This window comes from Albibacterium bauzanense (assembly GCF_004339765.1).
Lineage (GTDB): Bacteria > Bacteroidota > Bacteroidia > Sphingobacteriales > Sphingobacteriaceae > Albibacterium > Albibacterium bauzanense.
Map to the genome: position 1 here is coordinate 751,630 of NZ_SMGO01000002.1, position 23,371 is coordinate 775,000.

Consider the following 23,371-nt stretch of genomic DNA (forward strand, 5'->3'; position numbering starts at 1 on the left):
AAATTGTTGTCAACAGTCCGGTCTCCAAACTGTCTGTTGATAAATAAAATAATTCTATGTATAAGCTGGCGACATTTTGTTTGCCAGCTTATATTTCTTAACTGCTGTTCATAATTGAGGTTGGTTTATTTTAGTATGGTTATTTTTTATTTGTCGAATAGGATTACTTCACCTTTCCGTATTTCGTATTGCATGTTATAATTAAACGATAGACTTTCCAGTACATCATTCAGAGATTGCTCTTTAAACTCTCCTGTAAGTTTCCATTGTTTATTCTGTAAGCCAGAGTAATTAAATTTAACACCATAGTGCCTTCTTAATTTACCTAAGACTTCCTCGATATTAGCATCTTTAAAAACCAATAAGTGTTCTACCTTCCACCCCAGACGTTCTGTATCCGAGAAAGTGCTTTTAGTTAGAGTTTGATTCTGTTGGATAAGAACTTCTTCTCCTGGATTTAGAATCACTTCACTTGAAGTATTAAGAGTAAGTTCTTTAACCTCAACCTTGCCTTTCTTTAGAGAAACGATGGTTTTATTATCCTCGACATAGGCTGAAACATTAAATTCAGTACCCAATGCTGTAGTTGATATATCATTCGCATACACAATAAAGGGCTTATCTGTATTCTTCTTTACTTTAAAGTAGGCCTCTCCTGTTAAAAACAATTCTCTATTACTTTTTTCATAATTATTTGGAACCTTTAATTCTGACATAGAATTTAACGTAACAACAGAACCATCTTTCAGACTTATTTCTTTAATTTCTCCATAAGCAGTTGTATAGCGATCCCCATTCCACCAGAACGCACCATTCCCATAGCTATTTATCTCAAAAATTAATGCTAGAAACATGATGATAATAGCTGCGTATTTATAAATCTGACTATAATTAATACTTTTCTTTTTCGTTGAGAAAGAAGGATTGTTATTTAATACAGTAAGTTGAAGGTTGTTCCATATCTTCTCTTCTTTAAAGGTGCATTCTTCTTGTGATAAGAGATTTTGATTCTCAGTAATATCTTCATCTTGATCAAACCACTCATGAACATACTTTTCCTCTTCAGGAGTACAGGTCCCATGAATATATTTTTCAAGTAAGTTTTTAATTTTTATGTTCGGCATGTTATGATATTCTGTGTATTTACAGCTTATACTAATGAGTGTAAGAAAAGGCCTTATACCCTAAAGAAAATGTTTGTTATTTAAAAAATAAAGAGGAAGACAGAGATCGTATACACCAACTCCTTAGAAAACTTCTTCAAAGCAACAGATATATGGTATTCAACACTTTTAACAGAAAGCCCTGTTTCTTCAGCAATCTGAGGGTAGGTTAATCCTTCAAAACGGCTTAATGAAAAAATACGGCTTGTTTTACTCGGTAATGAATCTAATAAATTAGATATGAGCGTTTCCAGTTCCTCATATTCAACCTTTGACTGCACATCATTATATGAGATAGGAGCTTTTAGTTCAATAGTTTGATTCTTTGATCTTATTTTAAGATAAAAGAAAGCAGTATATTTCGTAGCCCTTACAAGGTAATTCTCCAATCCTACTTTAATATGAATATGTTCTCTGCGATACCATAGAGAACTAAAAACATCTTGAACTACATCTTCTGCTTCCTGCTCAGACTGTAATAAATTATATGCTATATGATAGAGTTTTTTCCAATAAAGTTTATAGATCATCTTAAAACTTAAAGGATCACTCTTTATTAGGCCGTCTACCATATAGGATATGTTGTTATTCATAGTGATCACTTATCTCTAACGGTCCTAAATCCAAGATTCTCCAAACTGCTATCTTCAGTCGTTTTCATGCGCCTGGCAACGCGATAGCCTGAGCAGTAACTATCATTACATAAGAAGGACCCTCCTCTGGTTACACGTTTTGAAGTATAAGGTTCTTCCGGGTCGAAAGACTTGGATGGTCCCATTGGATTATTGATCGCTTGAGGCTCGTTAATGCTTGCATAATAATCAGCAGCATAATAGTCAGAACACCATTCCCAAACATTTCCAGCCATATCATATAAACCATATCCATTAGCATTAAACGATTTTACAGGAGCAGAAAAATAAAATCCATCTCGTTCAGTATTATTTGATGGAAACTGTCCCTGCCAACTGTTGGCCTTGGGACTGCCTGCATCAACATTTTCATTTCCCCAAGGATAAATATTATTCTTCAAACCGCCTCTTGCCGCCCATTCCCACTCTGCTTCTGTTGGCAGGCGCTTTCCTGCCCATTTACAGTAAGCCATTGCATCATAATAAGAAATATGGACTACCGGATGGTTTTCCTTTCCTTTAATGTCACTGCCCGGGCCACGTGGATGTCGCCAGTTGGCACCTGTGCTCCATTCCCACCATTGTCCAACATTGTTCAACGGAACCTGCTTATCTGTAGCATGAAATACCAGCGATGCAGGTACCAGCAAACTCTCATCCGGTTTTGGAGTACCTGGAGGAAGCTGTTTTTTCAACTCCTCCCAATCTGGTTTCATCTCAGCAGTAGTTACATAACCTGTTGCTTCAACAAATGCTGCGAACTGTGCATTGGTAACCTCTGTTACATCCATCCAGAAGCCATCAACCGAAACTTTATGCTTGGGAAATTCATCGGCAGATGCCTGATCATTATCTCCTCCCATATCAAAGGTTCCACCATCTATCCAAACCATATTCTCTGTAGATCCCGACTCTTTATTATTTGCAAGCTCTACAGGAAAAGGATCCTGAACACCGAAACGTGAAGGGATATTTGATTGGCAATACAATGAAGAATCATGGCTATTAAGAGAAATTTGCTCACTATTGTCGGTCTCTGTATTCATTTTCCCTTGATTACAAGAGGCTAATATAGCTGTCACCATCATGCAACAAACACTGATATTGCTTATTTTCTTCATCGATGTATATAAAAGGTAATTGGTATAATTTAAGCCTATATTAATACAGTGTTAAAAACGAGTCTATACCCTAAAGCGAAACATTCTTTTTATTAGGAAAAAGATAAAAATTCAACATGAGCATATGTTTTTATTACTTTTGAATGTACTAAATTTTAACTAGATAATATGCAAGATATTCACTGGGGAATGATCGGTGCCGGAGATGTTACGGAAGTAAAAAGCGGACCCGCGTTTCAAAAGGTAGAAGGTTCTAAATTAGTTGCTGTTATGCGTAGAAACGCAGAAAAAGCAGAAGATTATGCAAAAAGGCATGGTATCGCCAAATGGTATACCAACGCTCAAGAACTTATCGACGACCCAGAAGTGAATGCTATTTATATTGCTACTCCGCCAGATTCACATGAAGATTATGCATTGCAAGTACTAAAAGCAGGAAAGGCAGTTTACGTTGAAAAACCAATGACTTTAAGCAGCGTTCAGGCTCAAAATATGGCAAAAGCGGTAGGAGAGAGTGGAGGTAAACTTACAGTAGCACATTATCGTAGAGAGCAACCTTATTTTAAGAAGATAAAAGCTCTTTTAGAAGAAAAAGCTATTGGAATACCGAGATTAGTTTCCTTGCGTTATTGGAGAAAACCATTAACCCAGGAAGCATTAGCAGAAACGAAAACTCAATGGCGTTTAGATCCGGCTATATCCGGCGGAGGACTATTTCATGATATTGCTCCACATCAACTAGACCTCATGTATTACTTTTTTGGTGATGTAGATAAAGCCCAGGGCATTGCTCATAATCAAGCCAAGATTTATCCGGTTGATGACGCGGTTGCTGGCCAAATATTATTTCGAAATGAAGTTTTATTTAATGGGAGTTGGTTATTCAATGCATCAGAAAACAGCGATACCTGTGAAATTATCGGATCAGAAGGTAAAATAACATTCTCAGTGTTTAGTAATGATCCTATTGGGTTAACAAATCAACAAGGAAAGCAGCATTTCTCTTTTGAGCACCTTGCTCATGTTCAGGAACCGATGATTGCTGCTGTGGTGGCTTACCTTCAGGACAAGAGAGAAAACCCATGCAGTGCTTCAGAGGGATTCGAAGTAATGAGAATTATAGATGCTTTTATTAAACAGTAGTCAAACAGTGGTTGAACAGTGGTTGAACAGTCCTTGAACAGTGGTATAACGACCGGTCAAGGACTGTTTGATCAGAGTTTGATCTTTGTTTATCTTAACTAAAGATATACTCTTTTAAGGATTAGTCTTTCTTGAAAGTTCCAATGCTTTGGTAGTAATGTAGTATTTTGAAATCATGTTAGGAACTTCCCATTCAGGCATATTCCTATTCTTCATATAGTCCAGGAATTTCTCCATTACTTGTCCGAAATGTGCTTCATGACCAACCTTGTAGGTATCAGGAATAGATACTTGCCAGCCTTTTTCTACTTCTATGAGTTCTACTCCAGGATATTTTGCCTGAACATCCTTCAGTTTAGCAAAAAGTGCTTCTTTAAAGGCATCATCTTTTCCATTAACAGGTTCGATGTAAAGTTCTGGTCTGTATTGTTGCTCGGCTTCCTGACGGATTACCAGGTTCGATTTGGTTCCACGTAGCATAGAGAAATGCGTATCGCCTGTACCTTCAGGTGCCTGATACAACCATTTTACGACAACTTTCGCGTTTACACCTTTCAGTTTGAAGTTAGCTTCACCATTGGCATAAACTTGCAGCAGGCTATCTTGTACGATATTACTCTGAAGAAAATCAGGGAAGCCATTCAGCTTAGTGATAGCATTAAATTGACTTAACGATAGATCTGTACTCCATCTTTTTGCAGAAGTTAGTTCAATATCTTTTGTGTAATCAATTATCTGTTCCGGGAAGCCTACCCATTGTACCAAATCTACTAAGTGAGTACCAACATCGGCAATTCCTTCACCTTGTTGTTTGGTATCAAAAAACCAGGATGGACGGGTTAACACGTTTCCAGATACTTGTTTGTAAAAGAAATGCGTGCTTTCTTCTGTAATTGCCGGATTTTCAGGAGTGCCTTTCTCTAAGGTGCCAAAAACTTCGGGGATTAAAGAAAACTCTCTTTGTAAGATGGATGATATCTCATTGCGTTCTGTCATGATATCATACAGAAGCAGATCTTTCGTATTGGCAGCTTCGAAGGTGTTTTTTAATGTTTCAAAGCCATCCGATTCAATAACCATTGGTTTATCGGCCAATACATTAAATCCGGCATCGATGGATTTCTGTATGTAACTTGTTTTCTTTAAGTTGTTTCCAGCCAATACTACTACGTTTCCAGCTTTTTCTTCCAACATCTTTTCAAAGAAATCGGAGCCAGTATAAACTACTTCGTTCCAGGCAGTAGGGTTTGTTGGGTCTGAATTGTATTGATTAATTAAAGCCATGTGGCTATTTAATTCATTCCCTTCCGGAGCGTATACATGAACCGTTGAATCTACATCAGCATACATTGATTTTTGTACCAATGCTGCATGGAAATGCCCAGGCTCAAGCGTAATAAGCTTCACTTTTTGTGAATCTGTATTAACATCTTTAGAGCCTGCGCATCCTGAAACTATTGCTACTGAAAGTATAATAGCTGTTTTTGTTAGATAAGACATTTTGTTTTTTTTATTTAGTTTCTTTTCCAGTTTTCATCCATCTCTTTTAAAGTGAATGCACCTTCTCTGCCTTTAAATTTCTCACGGATTTTAGCAACATCTTCTTCGCTTACGCTAGATGCACTATTACTCCAGGCATTTCTAACAAAGCTTATTACTTGTGCGATATCTGAATCAGTAAATTCAGAACTTTGTCCGATTCCAGGCATATCACCAGCAAAGTTGGTAGTCTCTCCATTGATCACTATCGGGCCGCTTAAGCCAAACAGAACGGTAGCAATAACTTTATCTTTCTCGCCAAGTGCCCAGTCTGATTTGTTTAATGGCGGAGCAAGAGATTCTATTCCATAGCCATCTCTGCCATGGCAGGTTGCACAGTTTCTGTTAAAGATCATAGCTCCCTGAGGATATTTCTGACGCGCAGCTGCTGTATTTACATCATCTTTGGCTCTTAAAATATCTTTCATAGTTTGATTCAGGCTTTTGTTAATTGCTGTACTGGTATCTAACCCGTTTGATTCTACTTGTTTTAAGAATGCTGCTTCTTTGTTATAAAGACCACTTACTACAGCATCGGCTACGAGTTTATCATTCGGAAAGGCTTGTACTAATTTGTTCAATAATTGTCCTGCTAAAGCTTCATTAAAAGGCTCTATTTTCTCGGTTGAAAATGCGATATAAGGAGCAATCGCTGCATCTTTTTGATCAATCATTTGATCTAAGAAAGGAACAAAGTCATTATAATTATCCTTATTAATGATGTTAGCCATGGCACTGAAAGCTTGCATTTTGATATGCAAATCAGGTTGACCAAATAATGCAGTTACATCAGCCGAAGTTAAATCACCTAAGCCTTCTAAAGTCCATAATGAATGAATAAGAGGTAATGGGTTACTTGCGTCTTTAAGAAGGTTTCTAAGTTCCGGAATAGCGTCAGTCAGTTTTCTATCTATAATGATCTGTTGTGCTTTGTCCCTAACCCATCCATTCGGACTGCTTAAAAGTTTTACAAGTCCTTGAGCATCTTGAGGGAAGGTTACCATTTCTCTTTTTCCATCTTCAGGAACTATTCTGTAGATACGTCCAACTTCATGAGGCAATGTCAAATCTCTTTCTGCTATTTGCTCTCTTAAATAAGGGGTTACATATGTTTTGTGCTGAATAATACCACGATACATATCTACTACGTATAATGCTCCATCAGGACCGTTTGAAAGGTATACTGGACGGAAACGTTCGTCTAAACTTCTTAAGAATTCAGTGTTTTCATAGGCTTGTTCTCCTTCTACTGTATTTCCATTTTCTCTAAGGATATTTCTTTTGATAAGATTGGCAGCAGGCTCAGGTACGAAAGCATTGAAAGCATAATCATTTCCGAATAGATCTCCTCTGTAAATCGTTAGTGCAGAAGCAGCAGTAAAGTTAACAAGGCGTTTAGTGCTGTCTAATATTCCATCCATATAACCTCTGTTTACACCTGGCGTAGGTCTTAAAGGATATACACGATTATTAGGAACAATTGCCTCAATAAAACCAGCTACCTTGCGTTGGTTTGAGTTATCTGCTCCGAAACCAGGGGTGAAGTAATCTCCTAAAACGTTAGCAGAGTTGTGATTATAGTATAAACGGCCATAGTTGTCTTGGGCAATTCCCCATTGTCCGCGGAAATGTGTGTGTTCAATGATCCACTCGTTGCCTTTTCTTTTATAGCGTTTATCTGATTTTGCATTGTAAATCCAGTTATCAAGTCCACGCAATAATGTATTTGGTTGATGCTCAGCGTTTCCTCCTATGGCATATTCTGCATCTACCAGTACTTTTTCTCCTGCCTGATCATTGTTATTTGGTACCCACCATAGATTTGGTGATTCTGCAACAAGGATTCCATCAGAGAATAAAGATATAGCGCGAGGTAATACAAGAGAATCCAGGAATACTTTTTTGTCTTCATAAACTCCGTCACCGTCTTTATCTTCTAATATAGATATTTGTCCGGTAGGTTGATCTTCTCCTGTGCCGATTGTATCCAACATAAAACTTTTCATTTCTATTACCCAGATTCTTCCTTTCTCATCGAAAGTCATTGCTATCGGAGCGTCTAATAAAGGTTCAGAAGCAACTAATTCTACTTCAAAACCTTTTTCTATTTCCATCTTTTCTATTGCATCTTCAGGAGAAACTACCGGAGAAACAGAAAAATCCTGAACTTTTGGTTGAGTGTTACAGGATATTGCTACAAGTAATAAAAATGGAAGAAATAGCTGGAGCAATTTAATGGGATAAATGTGTTTTGTTTTCATTGGTTATTGATTTATTGGCTTTAAGGATGATTTATTTTGATTTAATTAGTGATAAGTTAGTATTTTTATTCTACTAACTTATCACTAAGGTAAAGATAATTAATAACCAGGATTCTGTGTCAAAGTAAGTTTACCATCTTTGAAACTGTTCTCGATTGCTTTTTGTGAAAGAGGTATCAATGCATCTGGGTCACGAGAATAAGTAGCTCCTGATACGAATCCCCTAAGAGTTGATTCATAGGTAAGGTAACCGTTTAATTCTTTCGTGTCAGTTGTGCCATCTTCAGCTCCGAAACGTATTGCATCGTATCCACGGTGACCTTCTAATCCTAATTCTAATGTACGTTCAAAGAAGATAGCTTCTAACGCTTTTGCCGGACTAGCAAATTGAGGTGACCCAACTGGATATAACGCTATTTTATAATTTGCCGCAGGTGTACCATCAGCATTCAGAACCCAGTTTTCAGGGTTTGTTGTGTTAGTAGCCATCCGATTACGAATTTGGTTTACGTAAATCCTTGCTTGTTCAGTATTACCTAAACGGGCATCTACTTCTGCTGCCATTAATAAAACATCAGCAAAACGAATAATAGCAATGTTTAGATTATTCTCAGATCTTCCCGGAGCAGTATCTATACCGTCTCTTGATTTAAGCGTAAAGAATTTTTTGCTGATATAAGGTCCCGCATAAGCTTGATCACGAATCCAGGCTTTTCCTGGCATATTTCCATAATCTAAGAAAGGAATACCACGGCGGCCAACGCTCCAGTCTAATCTTGGATCTACCAATCCTGCATCGGGAGTAAAAGCTGCTGAAGATTCGATTCCATCATCATTTTTAATAAAGGCTGCATTACGAGCTGCATCATCAAAGATTGGAAGTCCGGTAGCATCTACACGGAAATGGTTTACAAACCATTGTGATGGATTAAAGTAAGCATATCCTCTACCCATTGCTGGGCCACTCGGATTTTGAGAACCTATGTATAGAATATCCATACTGGCATTGGCTCTGTTATTCTCACTACCATCATTTACTTCATGCTGAACTGAATATACAGATTCCGGGCCGTTTTCTTTTTGACTATTGAAATTGTCATGGTAGTTTGCAGCAAGTGCATATTTTTCACCTTTATAGGTAACGCCATTGGTAATTACATCATCAAAGAGAGTTTTAGCCAGGGTGTAATTTGCATCGTCACCTTCATTACCCATGTATAGGTACGTTTTAGCTAAAAGAGCTTTAGCAGCCCAGCTATTAGGTCTTCCGGCAATAGATTGTGTTGGAGGAAGGTTTTCTGCTGCGAATTTAAAATCAGCAGCAATATTTGGCCAAACGTCAACAAAATTGCCTGACTCATCGGTGTTAGGAACACGTGGATCGTCTACGCTTGCTTCATCTAGCCATGGAATATTCTTAAATACACGTTTCATCATAAAATGATAATGTGCACGTAAGAATCGGGCTTCTGCTTCTACTTGTGTTTTATCAGCATCGGCTAATCCTTCCACTAATGGCAGGTTTTTTAGAACCATATTAGTACGTGCAATAGCATCTGAGAAATGGGTAATGAATATAAGTACGGAACTATTACTTGAGTTTACAGAGAATCTTTGGATCTCTGACATTTGAGGTTGAACACCGTTGCCAGATCCTCTATTTGCTTCACCACCACGGATACTACCAAAAAGGAATTGACCAGGGCCGGTTGCTAAATTTGATGCACCATTTAAAGGGGCATAAGCACCTGTTAAGGCCTTTTTAATTCCATCAGGCGTTGATATAATACTTTCCGGAAATGAGCCGATGGGTTGCTGTTCTATGAAGTCGTCCTTACAGGAAAACAACGTAACACATACAATCAATGTAAATATTACTGAATGAATCTTTTTCATATTTATGTTGTTAAATATTATTTCTTAATTATTATTAAAACCCAACGCTGATACCGAATAAAATCTGCTTAGGAGTAGGTAATGTATTATTGATTACACCCATAGAAGTATCTCCTCCGTTTAATGATGCATCCGGATCTAACACAGTTGTATTTTCGCTTTTAGCAGTAAACAGGTTCTGTGCCTGAACGTATACACGTACTTTATCAAGACCAGCTTTGCTGATCAAATTGTTTGGTATGGTATAGCCCAATTGAAGAGTTTTCAAACGTAAATAGGTAGCAGACTCTAAGTAATAATCTGTAACGTTACTGTTTGAATAAGAATCGAGTACATTGAGTTTAGGTAGTTTTGCATTGTTTCCCAATTCAGGAGTCCATGATTCGTAAAGCATGCGGGCACTTCTGTTAAATTGGAAAGTATTGAAATCTGAATTGAAACGACTTAGGTTAAAGATCTGACCACCTTTATTCCAGAAAAAGAATGCACTGAAGTCAAAGTTCTTGTAGTTTAACCCAGCGTTAAAACTCATTTGGAAATCAGGGTGTGGGGAACCGATAATGGTACGGTCTTCTGCATTGATTACCTTATCACCATTGATGTCTGTAAGTCTCCAGTTTCCAACCTCAGCAGGAATCCAAGGAGTTGTTGTTCCATCTGGATTGTAAGTAGCATTAAACGCATCTACTTCTGCTTGCGTATTAAAGAAACCATCTAGTTTATAACCGTAGAAAGAAGCAATCGGATCACCTACACGGGTTAAACTAGGACTTCCATTTAAACGAGTTCCAGAACCAACGATTGTAGCCAATGGGTTATCTAATACACGGGTTACTTCATTTTTGTACTTCGAGAAAGTAGCAGCTAAATCATAACCAAAACCTTCTACAATATCACCACGTTTGCTTAAGCTGATATCGATCCCTTTATTGGTCATATCACCTGCATTTAGGTATGGTTGAGTGGCATTGGTGCCTGTTACAGGAGCTTCATTTCTAACTAATAAATCCTTGGTTTGTTTGTTATATACCTCAATGCTGAAGTTTACCGAGTTGTCAAACATCGTTGCATCTAAACCAATGTTGGTCGTTGTGTTTTCTTCCCATTTAGCAGTAGGGTTTGCAACACTATTTAAGGTATAACTATCAGGCATGCCAGGATAACCTTGTCCATTATTAGATACATATACATTGTACTGGTTTTCATCTGGTAAACCGCTTTCGTTACCGATGATACCATAACTTGCACGAAGTTTCAAGTCGTTCAGGAAGGTAAGGCCTTGCATAAACGGTTCAGCTGAAATTCTCCAACCAATCGCAGCTGCAGGGAAATAACCTACACGGTTAGCTTTCGAGAACTTAGATGATTCATCACGACGAACTGTTGCATTGAACAAGTATTTGCCAGCGTAAGCATAATCAAGTCTGGTAAATAAAGAATATAAGTTACTACGAGAGAAAGAACCTGAGTTGGTTTGTGCACCTGTAGCCGCGTCAATTACCTGGAAGTTCGGATCATCTTCTAACGCCAATGATATATTGGTACGAGTTGCAGATAGGTTTTCTCCATAACTTCTAATTGATTCAGTACCTAATAAGAATTTGAAATCATGATTCTCCCCAAAGGTTTTACCATAGTTCAATGTGTTAGTCCAGGTCCATTGATTAAAGAAATTCTTTTGGTTGTTAAGTTGATTTAAGGTTGTATTTTCAGCATGCTCCAGTGTGATAGGGGTCATGTCCTTTTCATTTCTGGATGTATAGTTTACACCAAATGAAGTACGTGCTGTTAATCCTTTAATGATATCTACCTCTCCAAATACGTTTCCGAAAATACCATAGTTGGTCATTTTATCAAAACGATTGCGCCATGATTCTGTTACCTGGTTTCTGCCTGGAGCATTTGTATTTACTAAACCTGGTGCTGCCGAACTTGCCGGATTGCCCATAATATCATAAACCGGGATTAAAGGAGACATTACCCACGCAGTTTGAGGCCCTGCACCACCTGGATTTCCATCACCGTTCATTTCTCCATAGGAAACTTGAATGTTTTCTCCCAAACGGATGTTCTTACGAACATTGAAGGTAGAGTTTGCACGAAGTGAGTATCGTTCAAAACTGTTGGTTTTGGCAGATGTGTTATCACGTTTCATGTAATTCAAACTCAAAGCATAATTGCCTGTTTGCGTGCCGCCACGTGCACCTAACTGAATATTAGTTGCTGCAGCTGGATTGTAGATTTCATCAAACCAGTCTGTATCAGCAGATTTAACGATTTGATTTAACCCACTTTTAGCGAAATTATAATTTGCAGGGTCGGTGATTCTGGCAAATGTAGCAGGATCACTTATACGTAATGCTTCTAAAGCAGCACCACCTAATTTTGCACCATTATTATAGGCTAAAATATACTCAGGAATAACAGGGGTAGCGCCAGAACCATATTGGTCATGTTTATAGCTGGCCCCTCCTGGAAGATAAGCAGGATTGCCTGTTGATGCATAAGCCCCATCTAATTGTTTCCAATACAGTTCTCCCATTTCTTGTGCATTCAAAAGGTCTGGGAAATCGTTTTTGCTTACATAGCTGGTACCATAATAAGCCTCAGCTGTTATTTTTGGAGTACCTGCCTGACCTTTTTTGGTTGTGATAATTACCACACCATTGGCAGCACGAGCACCGTAAATAGAAGCAGCAGCAGCATCTTTCAATACCTGCATCGATTCAATATCGTTCGGGTTTAGATTATCAACTGCAGAAGAAGTACCTCCTCTACGGCCTCCACCAACAGGAACACCATCAATTACATATAAAGGCTCTGATCCTGAGAAAGATCCGAAACCACGGATACGAACTTTGGCACCTCCATCTAAGCTACCGTCTGCACTGACTGTAACACCTGCAGAACGTCCTTGCAACTGACTGGTAATATTACCTGTTGGAGTTGCATTTAGATCTTCAGCATTTACGATCGATACCGCCCCGATGATATCTTTCTTCTGTTCTGTGGTATAACCGGTTACAACTACTTCGTTTAAGCTGGTTACTGCCTCAGCAAGTGTCACATTAACCATCGCACGGTTGTTAGCACCAACCTCTTGAGTAATATACCCAATGTAGGTAAAGACTAATGTAGCATTAGCCGGAGCATTTAATGTATAGCGGCCATTCGCATCGGTCAGTGTGCCGTTCGTAGTTCCTTTTACCACTACGCTTACGCCTGGTAAAGTTTCTCCGGCTGCATCTGTAACTGTTCCTGATACCGCAGCCTGAACCAGGCTGGAATTATTAGCTGCCAAACTTACCATTGGGCTCAACACGCTATTGCTTGATGCAAATGAAGTGCTTCCCAAAACAAGTACAGCTAATACCTGGCCTGCCGTAATTCTCATTACTTTGTTCCAGTTAATAGGTTTTTGTAAATTAAGATTCATAACTTATTTTTAGGGTTTAAAAAATTGACTATTAACTTAATATTAAGCTCCTAATGCTTTTCTGCAATATTCCACACATTTTGCTACTTCCTTCACAGCATCAGAACCATCAGGAATCTGATATTCTAATTCGATAGAGGCAGGGAATGAATATTGATTTTTAGCCATTAGTTGAAGTACTTCTATAATAGGAGTATCTCCTTCACCCCATGGTAAGTTAGCACCTCCATTTTCTTTTGATTTTCTGTCTTTTACGTGCATGCTTACAATGTGAGAATGTCTTCCATTAATAAATTCAATCGGATCAAATCCTGCAGCTACATAATGTCCCATATCAAAGTTGGCAGCATTGTAAGCAGATTGGATGAAAGAAGCATCCCACATATCAAACGTTTGCTGTAAATGACCATGATAGCCTACATATATTTTGTATTTAGCTCCAAAATCTCCTAGTTTTTTTGAATGAGCTGTATTTGAAGGAAATTCTACAGTAACCTGGTTAGCGCCTAAAGCTTTAGCTGCACGGAAAGTATAGTCAATTTCAGCATCGGTATTATTTGGACCTAAAGCATTTGGTTTATAAGCATATATGGATACTCCGGCATCGTTGTACATTTTTCTTATTTGCTCGAATTTTTCCATAGGAACATTTGCACGCCATTCGGCTATTTTTTTAGAGTATTCTTCTACAGCTGCTAAGTATTCAGGGTCAGCTGGTGGACGAGGTTGCCCTGGGGCAGGTGCTGCCATTCGCGGACGAGCAGGTGCTTTTGGTGCTCCTCCAAAATCTTCCGCTTCATCGCCTTTCATTTCGATAGCACTAAGATTAGAATCTATGCAATATTGAAGAACGGTATCAGCATGTAACGGCATACTTCTAAAAGAATAAGTATTACATCCAATTTGAACGCCGTTAAATAATGAATTTGGCTTGCCTAAGTTTTTAATATAGGCTGGAGCTCCAAAGGTTGATTTGGAAGCTACCGCAAGTCCCGCCACCGCAAGTGTAGTGGTGCCCAGGAATTTACGTCTGGATAGATGTTGGGTTTTCATAATTTAATAAGGTTATTTAAGGTTATTTATTTAGTTTATTATTGATCTGCAATCGTTTGCAGATACATAGTTATGTAAAAAAATTATTAAATCAAAATTTTGTTACAGTAAAATTATAAATTTATTGTATTCGGCTGATTTGACCGAGTATTTGTTGATACTGTCTGATTAGTAGTTAATTATGAAGTAACATTGCCTTTACTTCATAATTAACTGCGATTTTTATTTGATTGTGATTTTAAAAAAAGTTTACAATTGAGTGTTATTTTCAATATATATCATATTTTTGGAAACGATTGCACATAATTATGAAAGACCAGCCTGTAACAATTAAAGATATAGCTTCAGAAGTAGGTATGTCTGTTTCCTCTATATCTAGAGCATTAAGTGACCATCCGCATATTAGTGAAGAAACAAAGGTTAAGGTAAGGGCTGCTGCTGAAAAGCTGGGTTATAGATATAATGCCTTGGCGGCAGCTTTAAGGAGTAGCAAGTCGAAAACAATTGGATTAATTGTTCCGCGGATATCCATGCCTTTCCAATCGGCAGTAATTACAGCAATACAAAACAGACTTCATACTTATGGTTATAATGTAATGATCTGTCAATCAAACGAATCTCCTGAATTGGAGAAAAAGTTGGTTGATCTTTTGTTGGCTATACAAGTAGAAGGATTAATTGTATCGTCTACCTTATATACTAAAGACTATTCGGTTTTTGATAGATCTTCTTTGGGAGGTATTCCTGTGGTTTTTTATGACCGTGTGCCAAAAGATAAGGCTTGCCATAAGATTGTCGGCGATGAGTTTAATGGTGGTTATCAGGTTACTAAGCATTTATTGGAACAAGGTTGTAGGGTCATCGCACATATAAGCGGACCTTTAAGCTGTAGCATTTATCAACATAGGCTAAGTGGTTATAAGGAAGCATTAAATGAATTTGGTGTTCAGTATAATGAAGATCTGGTTTTCTTTCATGAGCTTAATAGAGAAAACACACTTGCTAGTTGTGATGAGTTGTTTAAAAATGAAGTTGTTCCAGATGCTGTTTTTGCGTGTAACGATACAGCAGCTTTGACTGTTATAGAATATGCTGGAAAGAATAATATTTCAGTTCCTGGTGATTTGAAGGTGTCTGGTTATTCCAATGACAATAGGGTCGAAATATCGAGGCCAAAAATTACATCCGTTGAGCAATTTCCTCATTTAATGGGAGATGGGGCGGCCAAGTTAATTATGGACCTAATACAATCTACTGAAAATAATAAGAGTTATATCTCTTTAACTACCTCTATTGAGTTAATAAAGCGAGAATCGAGCCTGAAGGTTTGATTCAATCGAAGCCTGCTTATTAAGCTTTAAAAAATATTTCAACTTTTTTTTTGATATACTAATTTTTATATCTAACTATGTAACTGCAATCGTTTGCAAGCTGTGCTAAATGATTGCAGTTGCCAATTAAAACGATCTCGCAAGAGCGAGTAGAAAATATATAATTTTTAGAACAAATAACTTAAACGATGAATAAAAGTTTAATAAAGACTGGGATAATCGGTTCTGGCTTTGCTGCAAGGTTTCATTATGAGGCGCTTCAGCGTGTTTTTAGCACGAAGGTTGAAGTGATAGGTGTTTATTCGGTTGCTCAAGAAGAGTTAAATGAATTTACGAGCTTGAGAGGTTTGAATGCCTATGCAGATTTGGATGAGTTAATAAATGACAGCGATGTGCTTCATGTTTGTACTCCTCCGCTTACTCATGAGCCAATAGTAATTGCAGCTTTAAAGAAAAATAAGAACGTAATAGTTGAAAAGCCGTTTACAGGTTATTTTGGAGACGGATCTGAAGACTTTAATGGTGATACTTTTCCTCGTGAAAAAGGCCTAGAGTATACTATTGAGAGCCTTAGAAGAATGCTGGAAGCCGAGAAAGAAAGTAAAGGCCGCATAATGTATGCAGAAAACTGGGTATATGCGCCGGCTATACAAAAAGAGAGAGAAGTTTTAGAAAAGACAGGCGCTCAAGTTTTATGGATACAAGGAGAACAATCTCATTCGGGTTCGCATTCATTAGCATACGGGCAATGGAAACTTTCTGGAGGAGGTTCTATGATCGGAAAGGGCTGTCATCCTATTACTGCTGCTATTTACCTAAAGCATGTGGAAGGCAGAGCACGTACTGGCGAACCTATCAGACCAAAAACTATCTCTTCACGCACGCATGCAATAACCAGAATGCCTACTTATATAAATGAAGGTCATTTACAAACAACTTATAAAGATATTGAAGATGTAGCTGTAGTTCATATTGTTTTTGAAGATGGAACTATTGCTGATTTATTTGCCAGTGAATTGGTATTGGGCGGTGTAAGAAATAGATTGGAAATACATGCAAACAATCACCGTACCATCTGCAATATTGGTCCCAATGATGCAATGCAGTCGTATACACCTGATGAAAAGTATTTCAACGATGTTTATGTAGTTGAGAAAACAGAAACTAAACAAGGTTGGTCCTCGCTATCCCCTGATGAAGGATGGTTTAATGGATACCAACACGAAATGGATGCCTTTTATCGGTCTGCAGCATTTGGGACGCCTATAGAGAGCAATAGCAGTTTAGCTGCAGATGTTATAGCAACAATTTATGCAGGCTATGTTTCAGCTGAGCGTAAAGGTACCGAAGTTGCTATTACTACCCTTTAATTTATTACCTTAACAATTAAAACCAAGAGAACCATGGAAAATACTAAAGTTGGAAATTATCGTTGGGTAATTTGCGCATTGCTCTTTTTTGCAACAACCATTAACTATATAGACAGGCAGGTTATCGGTCTATTAAAACCCACTCTGGAAGTAGAGTTTAACTGGACAGAGGTTGATTATGGATATATCGTCATGGTTTTTGCAGCTATGTACGCGTTAGGATATGTTCTCTTCGGTACTTTTATTGATAAAGTAGGAACGAAAGTAGGTTATGCTGTTTCTGTTTCTGTTTGGAGTATCGCTGCAATGTTGCATGCGGTTGCAAGAAGCACAGTAGGATTTGGTTTCGCCAGAGGATTATTGGGCTTGGCAGAGGCTGGAAACTTTCCTGCAGGTGTTAAAGCTGTGGCAGAGTGGTTTCCTAAAAAGGAACGGGCATTAGCTACCGGAATATTTAACTCGGGTACGAGTATTGGTGCTGTAGCTGCACCTATTATAGTACCATTAATCTTGGGTGCATACGGCTGGTATGAAGCTTTCTGGATTACAGGTGCTCTGGGCTTTGTATGGCTAATATTTTGGTGGATATTTTACGAAATTCCTTCTAAGCAAAAACGACTTAAACAACCTGAGTTTGAATACATCCATAGTGATGCGGATGCTGGAGAAGAAGCTTCTCCGGTTAAGTTAAAGTGGGGTCAGTTACTTCGTTTAAAGCAAACCTGGGTATTTGTAATTGGTAAAGTATTAACAGATCCGATATGGTGGTTCTTTTTATTCTGGTTGCCTTCTTATTTTGCAGATGCCTTTGCTTTAGATTTAACTAAACCAAGCCTTCAGCTTGCTGTAGTATATGCAGCAACTACCTTTGGAAGTATTGGTGGTGGTTATTTATCATCTCATTTTATAAAAAAGGGCTGGCCTGTATTAAAAGCCAGAAAAACCACACTCTTAATAGTTGCTATCGCGGTAACCCCAATTTTCTTGGTTCAATATGCTGGAAATATATGGGAAGTAGTAGTACTTATAAGTATAGCTACTGCTGCTCACCAAGCATGGAGTGCAAACATCTTTACAATTGTATCTGATATGTTCCCTAAGAAAGCTGTAAGTACAGTTGTTGGTATTGGAGGAATGTCAGGATCAATTGCATCAACCTTATTTCCAATATTTGTAGGAACACTTTTAGCGTACTATAAAGACTTAGGGAATATAACTGCCGGATATAATATATTGTTCATAATCTGTGGTTGTGCTTATTTCCTTGCTTGGGCAATTATTCAGTTGCTTACTAGACGTATGAAGCCGATTGAATTATAAGATTTAAAATAAACTGAATTAGAATGGAATTTGGATCATTAAAGGATAAAGTAGTTGTTGTAACCGGAGGAACTGGCGTTTTAGGCGAATCTTTTGTAAATAGTATTCACTCAAGAGGAGGAACCGTCGCTGTACTTGGCAGAAACCGTGAAGTTGCAGAAAAAAGAGCCTCTGTTATTGAAGCAGATGGTGGAAAAGCTTTAGCTGTTGTTGCAGATGTAATGGATATCAATAGCCTTTCGGAAGCAAAAGATCAAATACTTAATAAGTTTGGAAAGATCGATGCTTTGGTTAATGCTGCAGGAGGCAACATGCCTGGAGCAGTGATTGAACCTAAAACTGATTTATTTAACATTGATTTAGAATCAATGAGTAAAGTAATGAATTTGAATTTGTTCGGTACTATTAATGCAACGCAGGTTTTTGGAGAAGAAATAGCAAAGTCAGGAAATGGAACTATAGTAAATATTTCTTCAATGACATCGCAACGAGTAATAACAAAGGTGATGGGCTATAGTATTGCCAAGGCCGCGATTGATTTATACACGAAATGGTTTGCTGTAGAGTTGGCGAATCGTTACGGTGATAAAGTAAGAATGAATGCTATTGCACCTGGGTTTTTTATTACGGAGCAGAATAGAACATTGCTTACAAATGAAGATAAAAGCTATACAGATAGAGGAAACTTAGTAATTAAACAAACTCCATTTAAGAGGTTTGGTGTTCCAAGCGAATTAGAGGGCGCACTTATTTGGTTATTAAGCGATGACTCTAAATTTGTAACAGGCACGATTATTAATGTTGATGGAGGTTTTGCTGTATTTGGTGGAGTTTAAATCATAAAAAGATAATGATGGATTATAAAATGATTCCAACCATGCGTTGGTTTGGACCGAATGACCCTGTAAAGCTGAGTGATATAAGACAAGCTGGTTGTGAAGGTATTGTTACTGCTTTACATCATATTCCAAATGGAGTAGTTTGGGAAATAGAAGAAATACAAAAGCGTAAAGATGAGATTCAAGCTCATGGAATGGTTTGGAATGTAGTTGAAAGTCTTCCTGTTTCAGAAGATATTAAAACAAGAAGTGGTAATTATATTCAACAACTAGAAAACTATAAGCAGTCTATAATTAACCTGGCAAGTTGTGGTGTTAATATTATCACGTATAACTTTATGCCCATTTTAGATTGGACACGTACTAATTTAGCTTATGAGTTAGAGAATGGTGCCAAGGCATTATACTTTGAAAAGTTAGCATTGGTTGTTTTTGATCTTTTTATTTTAGAAAGAGAGAATGCTCAATTAGATTATACTTCAGAGGAAGTAGAAAGAGCGACACAAAAGTTTGCAGCCATGAGTCAGGCGGAGAAAGATAAGCTGCAAGCAACGATTATAGCTGGTTTGCCTGGAAGTGAAGAAGGATATAGTATTCAGAAATTCAGATCTGCACTTGCTACTTATAAAGGGATAGATGCTGATAAACTAAGAGCGAACCTGGTTTATTTCTTAGAACAGATAATTCCGACAGCAGAAGCGCATGGTGTAAAGATGGTTGTTCACCCAGATGATCCTCCTTATCCAATCTTAGGCTTGCCAAGAGTAGTAAGTAAAACTTCAGATTATGAACATATAATAAGCCATGTTCCTTCTAAAAATAATGGCATCTGTTTCTGTACTGGCTCATTGGGCGTAAGTCCGGATAATGATTTGCCAGCAATGATAAAACAGTTTGGTGATCGGATTTATTTCTTGCATTTACGCAACACAAGAAGAAATGAGCTAGGCGACTTTTATGAAGATAATCATCTTGATGGAAACGCAGATATGTATGCTGTAGTTAAAGAGGTTGTTCTTTGTATGCAAAAAAATAAGATTAGTATCCCTGTACGGCCAGATCATGGACATCAAATGTTGGATGATTTAGGCAAGGTTGTAAATCCGGGATACTCTGCAATTGGCAGATTAAAAGGGTTAGCAGAATTACGAGGACTTGAATATGGAATTATTAGAAATTTAGAAACGAACTAATGAAAAAATTCTTAGATGAAGATTTTCTGCTAAATAATAAATTCGGGAGCAGATTATATCATGAATATGCTAAAGATATGCCTATAATAGATTATCATAGTCATGTTCCTCCCGATCAAATTGCTAATGACAGCAAATTCGAGAACCTTACTCAAATTTGGCTATATGGCGACCATTATAAGTGGAGAGGGATGCGTGCAAACGGAGTTCCTGAAGCTTATATAACCGGAGAGAAGAGCGACTATGAGAAGTTTGAGAAATGGGCAGAGACAGTTCCAAATACAATGAGGAACCCATTATACCATTGGACTCATCTTGAATTACAACGCTATTTTGATGTTCATGAACTTTTAACGCCAAAAACGGCTAGAAAGATTTATGACGAATGTTCAGAAAAATTACAATCTCCTGAATTCTCAGTACGTAGCTTATTGAAGAAAATGAAGGTGAAAGTAGTAGGAACTACAGATAATCCTCTTGATGATTTGGCTTCACATAAGAAGATTAAAGATGATGGATTTGAAGTACGCGTACTTCCTTCTTTCAGGCCAGATAACTTTATGGCTATTGACAATGCGGAGAGTTTTAGAACTACAGTTGCACAATTAGAGAGTTTAAGTTCTGGCACAATAGCTACGTTTACAGATTATTTGGAAGCGTTAAAAGCTAGGCATGATTTCTTTGCAGAAAGAGGTTGCTCTGTTTCAGATCACGGTCTATCGCACATGTATGCTACAGGCTACACAGCAGAAGAGGTAGAATCTATTTTCAAAAAGGTGTTAAATGGTGGAATTATTGATCATACAGAAGAATTGAAATTTAAATCTGCTATGTTATATAATTTTGCTTTATGGAATCATGAAAAAGGCTGGGTTCAGCAGTTTCATTTAGGTCCGTTGAGAAATAACAATAGCCGCTTATTGAAAAATATAGGGGTGGATGCAGGGCTTGATTCTATTGGAGATTTTAAACAAGCTGTTCAATTATCACGTTTTCTGGATAAGTTGGACACTACAGACTCATTAACGAAGACCATTCTTTATAACTTGAACTCTGCCGATAATGATGTTGTTGCAGCCATGGCCGCTAATTTCAACGACGGTTCTGTTGCAGGTAAAATGCAATATGGAGCAGCCTGGTGGTTTTTAGATCAGAAGATTGGAATAATAAATCAATTGAATACAGTTTCCAATCTGGGTTTACTAAGTCATTTTGTAGGAATGTTAACAGATTCACGTAGCTTTTTATCGTACCCTCGACATGAATATTTCAGAAGGATACTTTGTGATGTAATTGGACAGGATGTAGAAAGCGGGGAACTGCCAGCAGATATTGAATTTATAGGAAAGATGGTTCAGGATATATGTTATAATAACGCCAAAAAGTATTTCAATTTTTAGATTAAGTTAGTTTGTTGATTAGGTTTATTGATTAAGCTGGAGGGAGTGATCCCTTCAGCTTTTTTTGTTTATGTATATTATAGTGTAGCGAAAATCTCTTTACAACGCTTAACCAACCATTGAAAATCATCAGGCGTAGAAGAATTGGCCGGAGCTTGAAAAAGATTCGATCCTAATCCAATAGCAACCGCACCTTTAGAGAACCAGGCATCTAAACTTTCCTTTTCTAATCCAATACCTCCTGTAGGCATAAATAACAATGAAGGGAATAATGGCTTGATATTCTTTAAAAAGTCAGGACCAACAATGCTTCCCGGGAAAAGCTTAATTAATGGGGCACCTGCATTTTCTGCAACCGAAACTTCCGTTGGTGTCATACATCCTGGAATCCATAGAATATCTTTTTTAAGTGTGATTTCAGCGATTGCTGGATTTACAACAGGGCTAACTATGAAATCTGCTCCTAGTTGGATATACTGTTTAGCTTCTTCAACTGTTTTAATCGTTCCGATTCCTAAATATAGTTCAGGCAGGTGTTTGTTTTTATAATCAACCAGGGCTGCAAAGTTATCAATCGCTTTTTTACCACGATTAGTAAATTCAAATGCTCTGATTCCTCCCTCATAGCAAGCTTGTATAATTGAAATACATAGATCTACATCGTCGTTGTAATAAACAGGGATGATAGGATAATTCTGAATATGATTTAATGTTGTTTTAATAGATTTCATTTTGTAATTTTTAATTGTTCGTTAGATATCTCCGTTTCCAAAATCGCCTTTTACGAAAAGCTTTTTAAATCCTGCCGATGTAGCCATATTAATAAGCTCCTGTCCTTGTTTATTTGTACTCAGACCATAAATTAATCCCGCCATAAATGCATCCCCACTTCCAATTCGATCAATTACTTTGAAAGTTTCATTACTATCCGATACGTAATCATGAGTTGGCGTATGATAAGTGCCATATAGTAAATTGTGGACCGGCGAGTCCATAAATCGAAATGTGTAGGCAATATGTTTACAATTTGGATAGTGATTGAAGAGCGATTTTGCCGATTCGTTTGCACCTAGTATGTAATCTTCTCTTGTAGAGCTTGCTCTGTTTAATGTATTATCAACAGGGATGGATAGCATTTCATTAGCCGCCCAGATATTTCCCATAATCACATCGCAGTATTGCGCAAGCTTTGGCATTACTTCATTTGGAGATTTTCCATAGTTCCAAAGTCGGTTCCTATAGTTTAAATCCACAGATATTGTTAGCCCTTTTTTCTTTGCAGCAATTAAAGCCTCCTCCATTACATCTGCTAAATTAGCGTTCAATGCCGGAGTAAGCGCACTCCAGTGAAACCAGGTATGTCCTTCTAAAAGAGTATCCCAGTCAATTTCACCCGGACGTAAATTAAAGAACGATGAATAGCTGCGGTCATAAATTACTTCTCCTTTTGTTAAACCATTAGCAGATAACAGGAAGTATAAGCCTAGTCTGCCATCTTTAAGGATGCATTTATCGGTCTTAACATTCTTGTTTGATATGTTTTTAAGTATCTGCCTGGTTAATTCATTATCAGGAATACAGCTTACATATGAATTAGGAATATTCCACTGACCTAAGGATGTAGCTACATTAGCCTCAGAACCTCCTGGAAATAAGTTAATTAAATTATCTGAA

General features: G+C 37.6%; 17 protein-coding genes (1 of these 17 cut by a window edge). 7 read left to right on the forward strand and 10 right to left on the reverse strand.

What is annotated here, in order from left to right; genetic code table 11:
- Positions 1–146: 146 nt before the first annotated feature.
- The 3 genes from C8N28_RS09235 to C8N28_RS09245 form a co-directional block, all read right to left on the reverse strand.
- The gene (locus tag C8N28_RS09235; protein ID WP_132224128.1) at positions 147–1,124 is read right to left on the reverse strand and encodes a FecR family protein; all 978 of its coding nucleotides are present in this window, start codon (positions 1,122–1,124) and stop codon (positions 147–149) included.
- Between the two features lie 80 nt (positions 1,125–1,204).
- Positions 1,205–1,756, reverse strand: a complete 552-nt coding sequence (locus C8N28_RS09240; protein WP_132224130.1) for an RNA polymerase sigma-70 factor — start codon at positions 1,754–1,756, stop codon at positions 1,205–1,207.
- Between the two features lie 5 nt (positions 1,757–1,761).
- Positions 1,762–2,916: a formylglycine-generating enzyme family protein gene (locus tag C8N28_RS09245; protein WP_246012785.1), complete on the reverse strand. Its 1,155-nt coding sequence runs from the start codon at positions 2,914–2,916 to the stop codon at positions 1,762–1,764.
- A 168-nt stretch (positions 2,917–3,084) separates the two neighbouring features.
- Here C8N28_RS09245 and C8N28_RS09250 point away from each other — a divergent pair, with 168 nt between their 5' ends.
- Positions 3,085–4,059, forward strand: a complete 975-nt coding sequence (locus C8N28_RS09250; RefSeq protein ID WP_132224132.1) for a Gfo/Idh/MocA family protein — start codon at positions 3,085–3,087, stop codon at positions 4,057–4,059.
- A gap of 114 nt (positions 4,060–4,173) precedes the next feature.
- On the opposite strand, the gene C8N28_RS09255 is transcribed toward C8N28_RS09250, so the two are convergent.
- From C8N28_RS09255 to C8N28_RS09275, 5 genes are all read right to left on the reverse strand, one after another.
- Positions 4,174–5,559, reverse strand: a complete 1,386-nt coding sequence (locus C8N28_RS09255) for a putative oxidoreductase C-terminal domain-containing protein (protein ID WP_132224134.1) — start codon at positions 5,557–5,559, stop codon at positions 4,174–4,176.
- A gap of 14 nt (positions 5,560–5,573) precedes the next feature.
- The gene (locus C8N28_RS09260) at positions 5,574–7,859 is read right to left on the reverse strand and encodes a DUF7133 domain-containing protein (protein WP_132224136.1); all 2,286 of its coding nucleotides are present in this window, start codon (positions 7,857–7,859) and stop codon (positions 5,574–5,576) included.
- Positions 7,860–7,958: 99 nt separating this feature from the next.
- On the reverse strand, positions 7,959–9,755 hold the full coding sequence (locus C8N28_RS09265; RefSeq protein ID WP_132224137.1) for a RagB/SusD family nutrient uptake outer membrane protein: 1,797 nt from the start codon (positions 9,753–9,755) through the stop codon (positions 7,959–7,961).
- A 34-nt stretch (positions 9,756–9,789) separates the two neighbouring features.
- Positions 9,790–13,191, reverse strand: coding sequence for a SusC/RagA family TonB-linked outer membrane protein (locus tag C8N28_RS09270; protein ID WP_132224139.1), 3,402 nt, complete (start codon positions 13,189–13,191; stop codon positions 9,790–9,792).
- Between the two features lie 42 nt (positions 13,192–13,233).
- Positions 13,234–14,244 carry a TIM barrel protein gene (locus C8N28_RS09275; RefSeq protein WP_132224141.1) on the reverse strand — a complete coding sequence of 337 codons (1,011 nt, stop codon included), beginning with the start codon at positions 14,242–14,244 and terminating at the stop codon, positions 13,234–13,236.
- Between the two features lie 308 nt (positions 14,245–14,552).
- Here C8N28_RS09275 and C8N28_RS09280 point away from each other — a divergent pair, with 308 nt between their 5' ends.
- The 6 genes from C8N28_RS09280 (at position 14,553) to uxaC (ending at position 21,697) form a co-directional block, all read left to right on the forward strand.
- On the forward strand, positions 14,553–15,575 hold the full coding sequence (locus C8N28_RS09280) for a LacI family DNA-binding transcriptional regulator (RefSeq protein ID WP_132224143.1): 1,023 nt from the start codon (positions 14,553–14,555) through the stop codon (positions 15,573–15,575).
- A 188-nt stretch (positions 15,576–15,763) separates the two neighbouring features.
- A complete protein-coding gene (locus C8N28_RS09285) occupies positions 15,764–16,945 on the forward strand; it encodes a Gfo/Idh/MocA family protein (protein ID WP_132224145.1) in 1,182 nt (393 codons plus the stop codon).
- A 33-nt stretch (positions 16,946–16,978) separates the two neighbouring features.
- The gene (locus C8N28_RS09290; RefSeq protein WP_132224147.1) at positions 16,979–18,265 is read left to right on the forward strand and encodes an MFS transporter; all 1,287 of its coding nucleotides are present in this window, start codon (positions 16,979–16,981) and stop codon (positions 18,263–18,265) included.
- Between the two features lie 23 nt (positions 18,266–18,288).
- On the forward strand, positions 18,289–19,101 hold the full coding sequence (locus C8N28_RS09295) for an SDR family oxidoreductase (RefSeq protein ID WP_132224149.1): 813 nt from the start codon (positions 18,289–18,291) through the stop codon (positions 19,099–19,101).
- 14 nt (positions 19,102–19,115) lie between these two features.
- On the forward strand, positions 19,116–20,297 hold the full coding sequence (gene uxuA, locus C8N28_RS09300; protein WP_132224151.1) for a mannonate dehydratase: 1,182 nt from the start codon (positions 19,116–19,118) through the stop codon (positions 20,295–20,297).
- Positions 20,297–21,697, forward strand: coding sequence for a glucuronate isomerase (gene uxaC / locus C8N28_RS09305; protein WP_132224154.1), 1,401 nt, complete (start codon positions 20,297–20,299; stop codon positions 21,695–21,697). Before uxuA ends, uxaC begins: the two co-directional genes overlap by 1 nt.
- Before the next feature lie 77 nt (positions 21,698–21,774).
- On the opposite strand, the gene C8N28_RS09310 is transcribed toward uxaC, so the two are convergent.
- Positions 21,775–22,428, reverse strand: a complete 654-nt coding sequence (locus tag C8N28_RS09310) for a beta/alpha barrel domain-containing protein (RefSeq protein WP_132224156.1) — start codon at positions 22,426–22,428, stop codon at positions 21,775–21,777.
- 21 nt (positions 22,429–22,449) lie between these two features.
- On the reverse strand, positions 22,450–23,371 hold the 3' portion of the coding sequence (locus C8N28_RS09315) for a PfkB family carbohydrate kinase (RefSeq protein ID WP_132224158.1). 74 nt of this gene lie beyond the right edge of the window; 922 of the gene's 996 nt are visible here — the last part of the coding sequence; its start codon lies beyond the right edge, outside the window — the gene reads right to left on this strand; it ends in the stop codon at positions 22,450–22,452.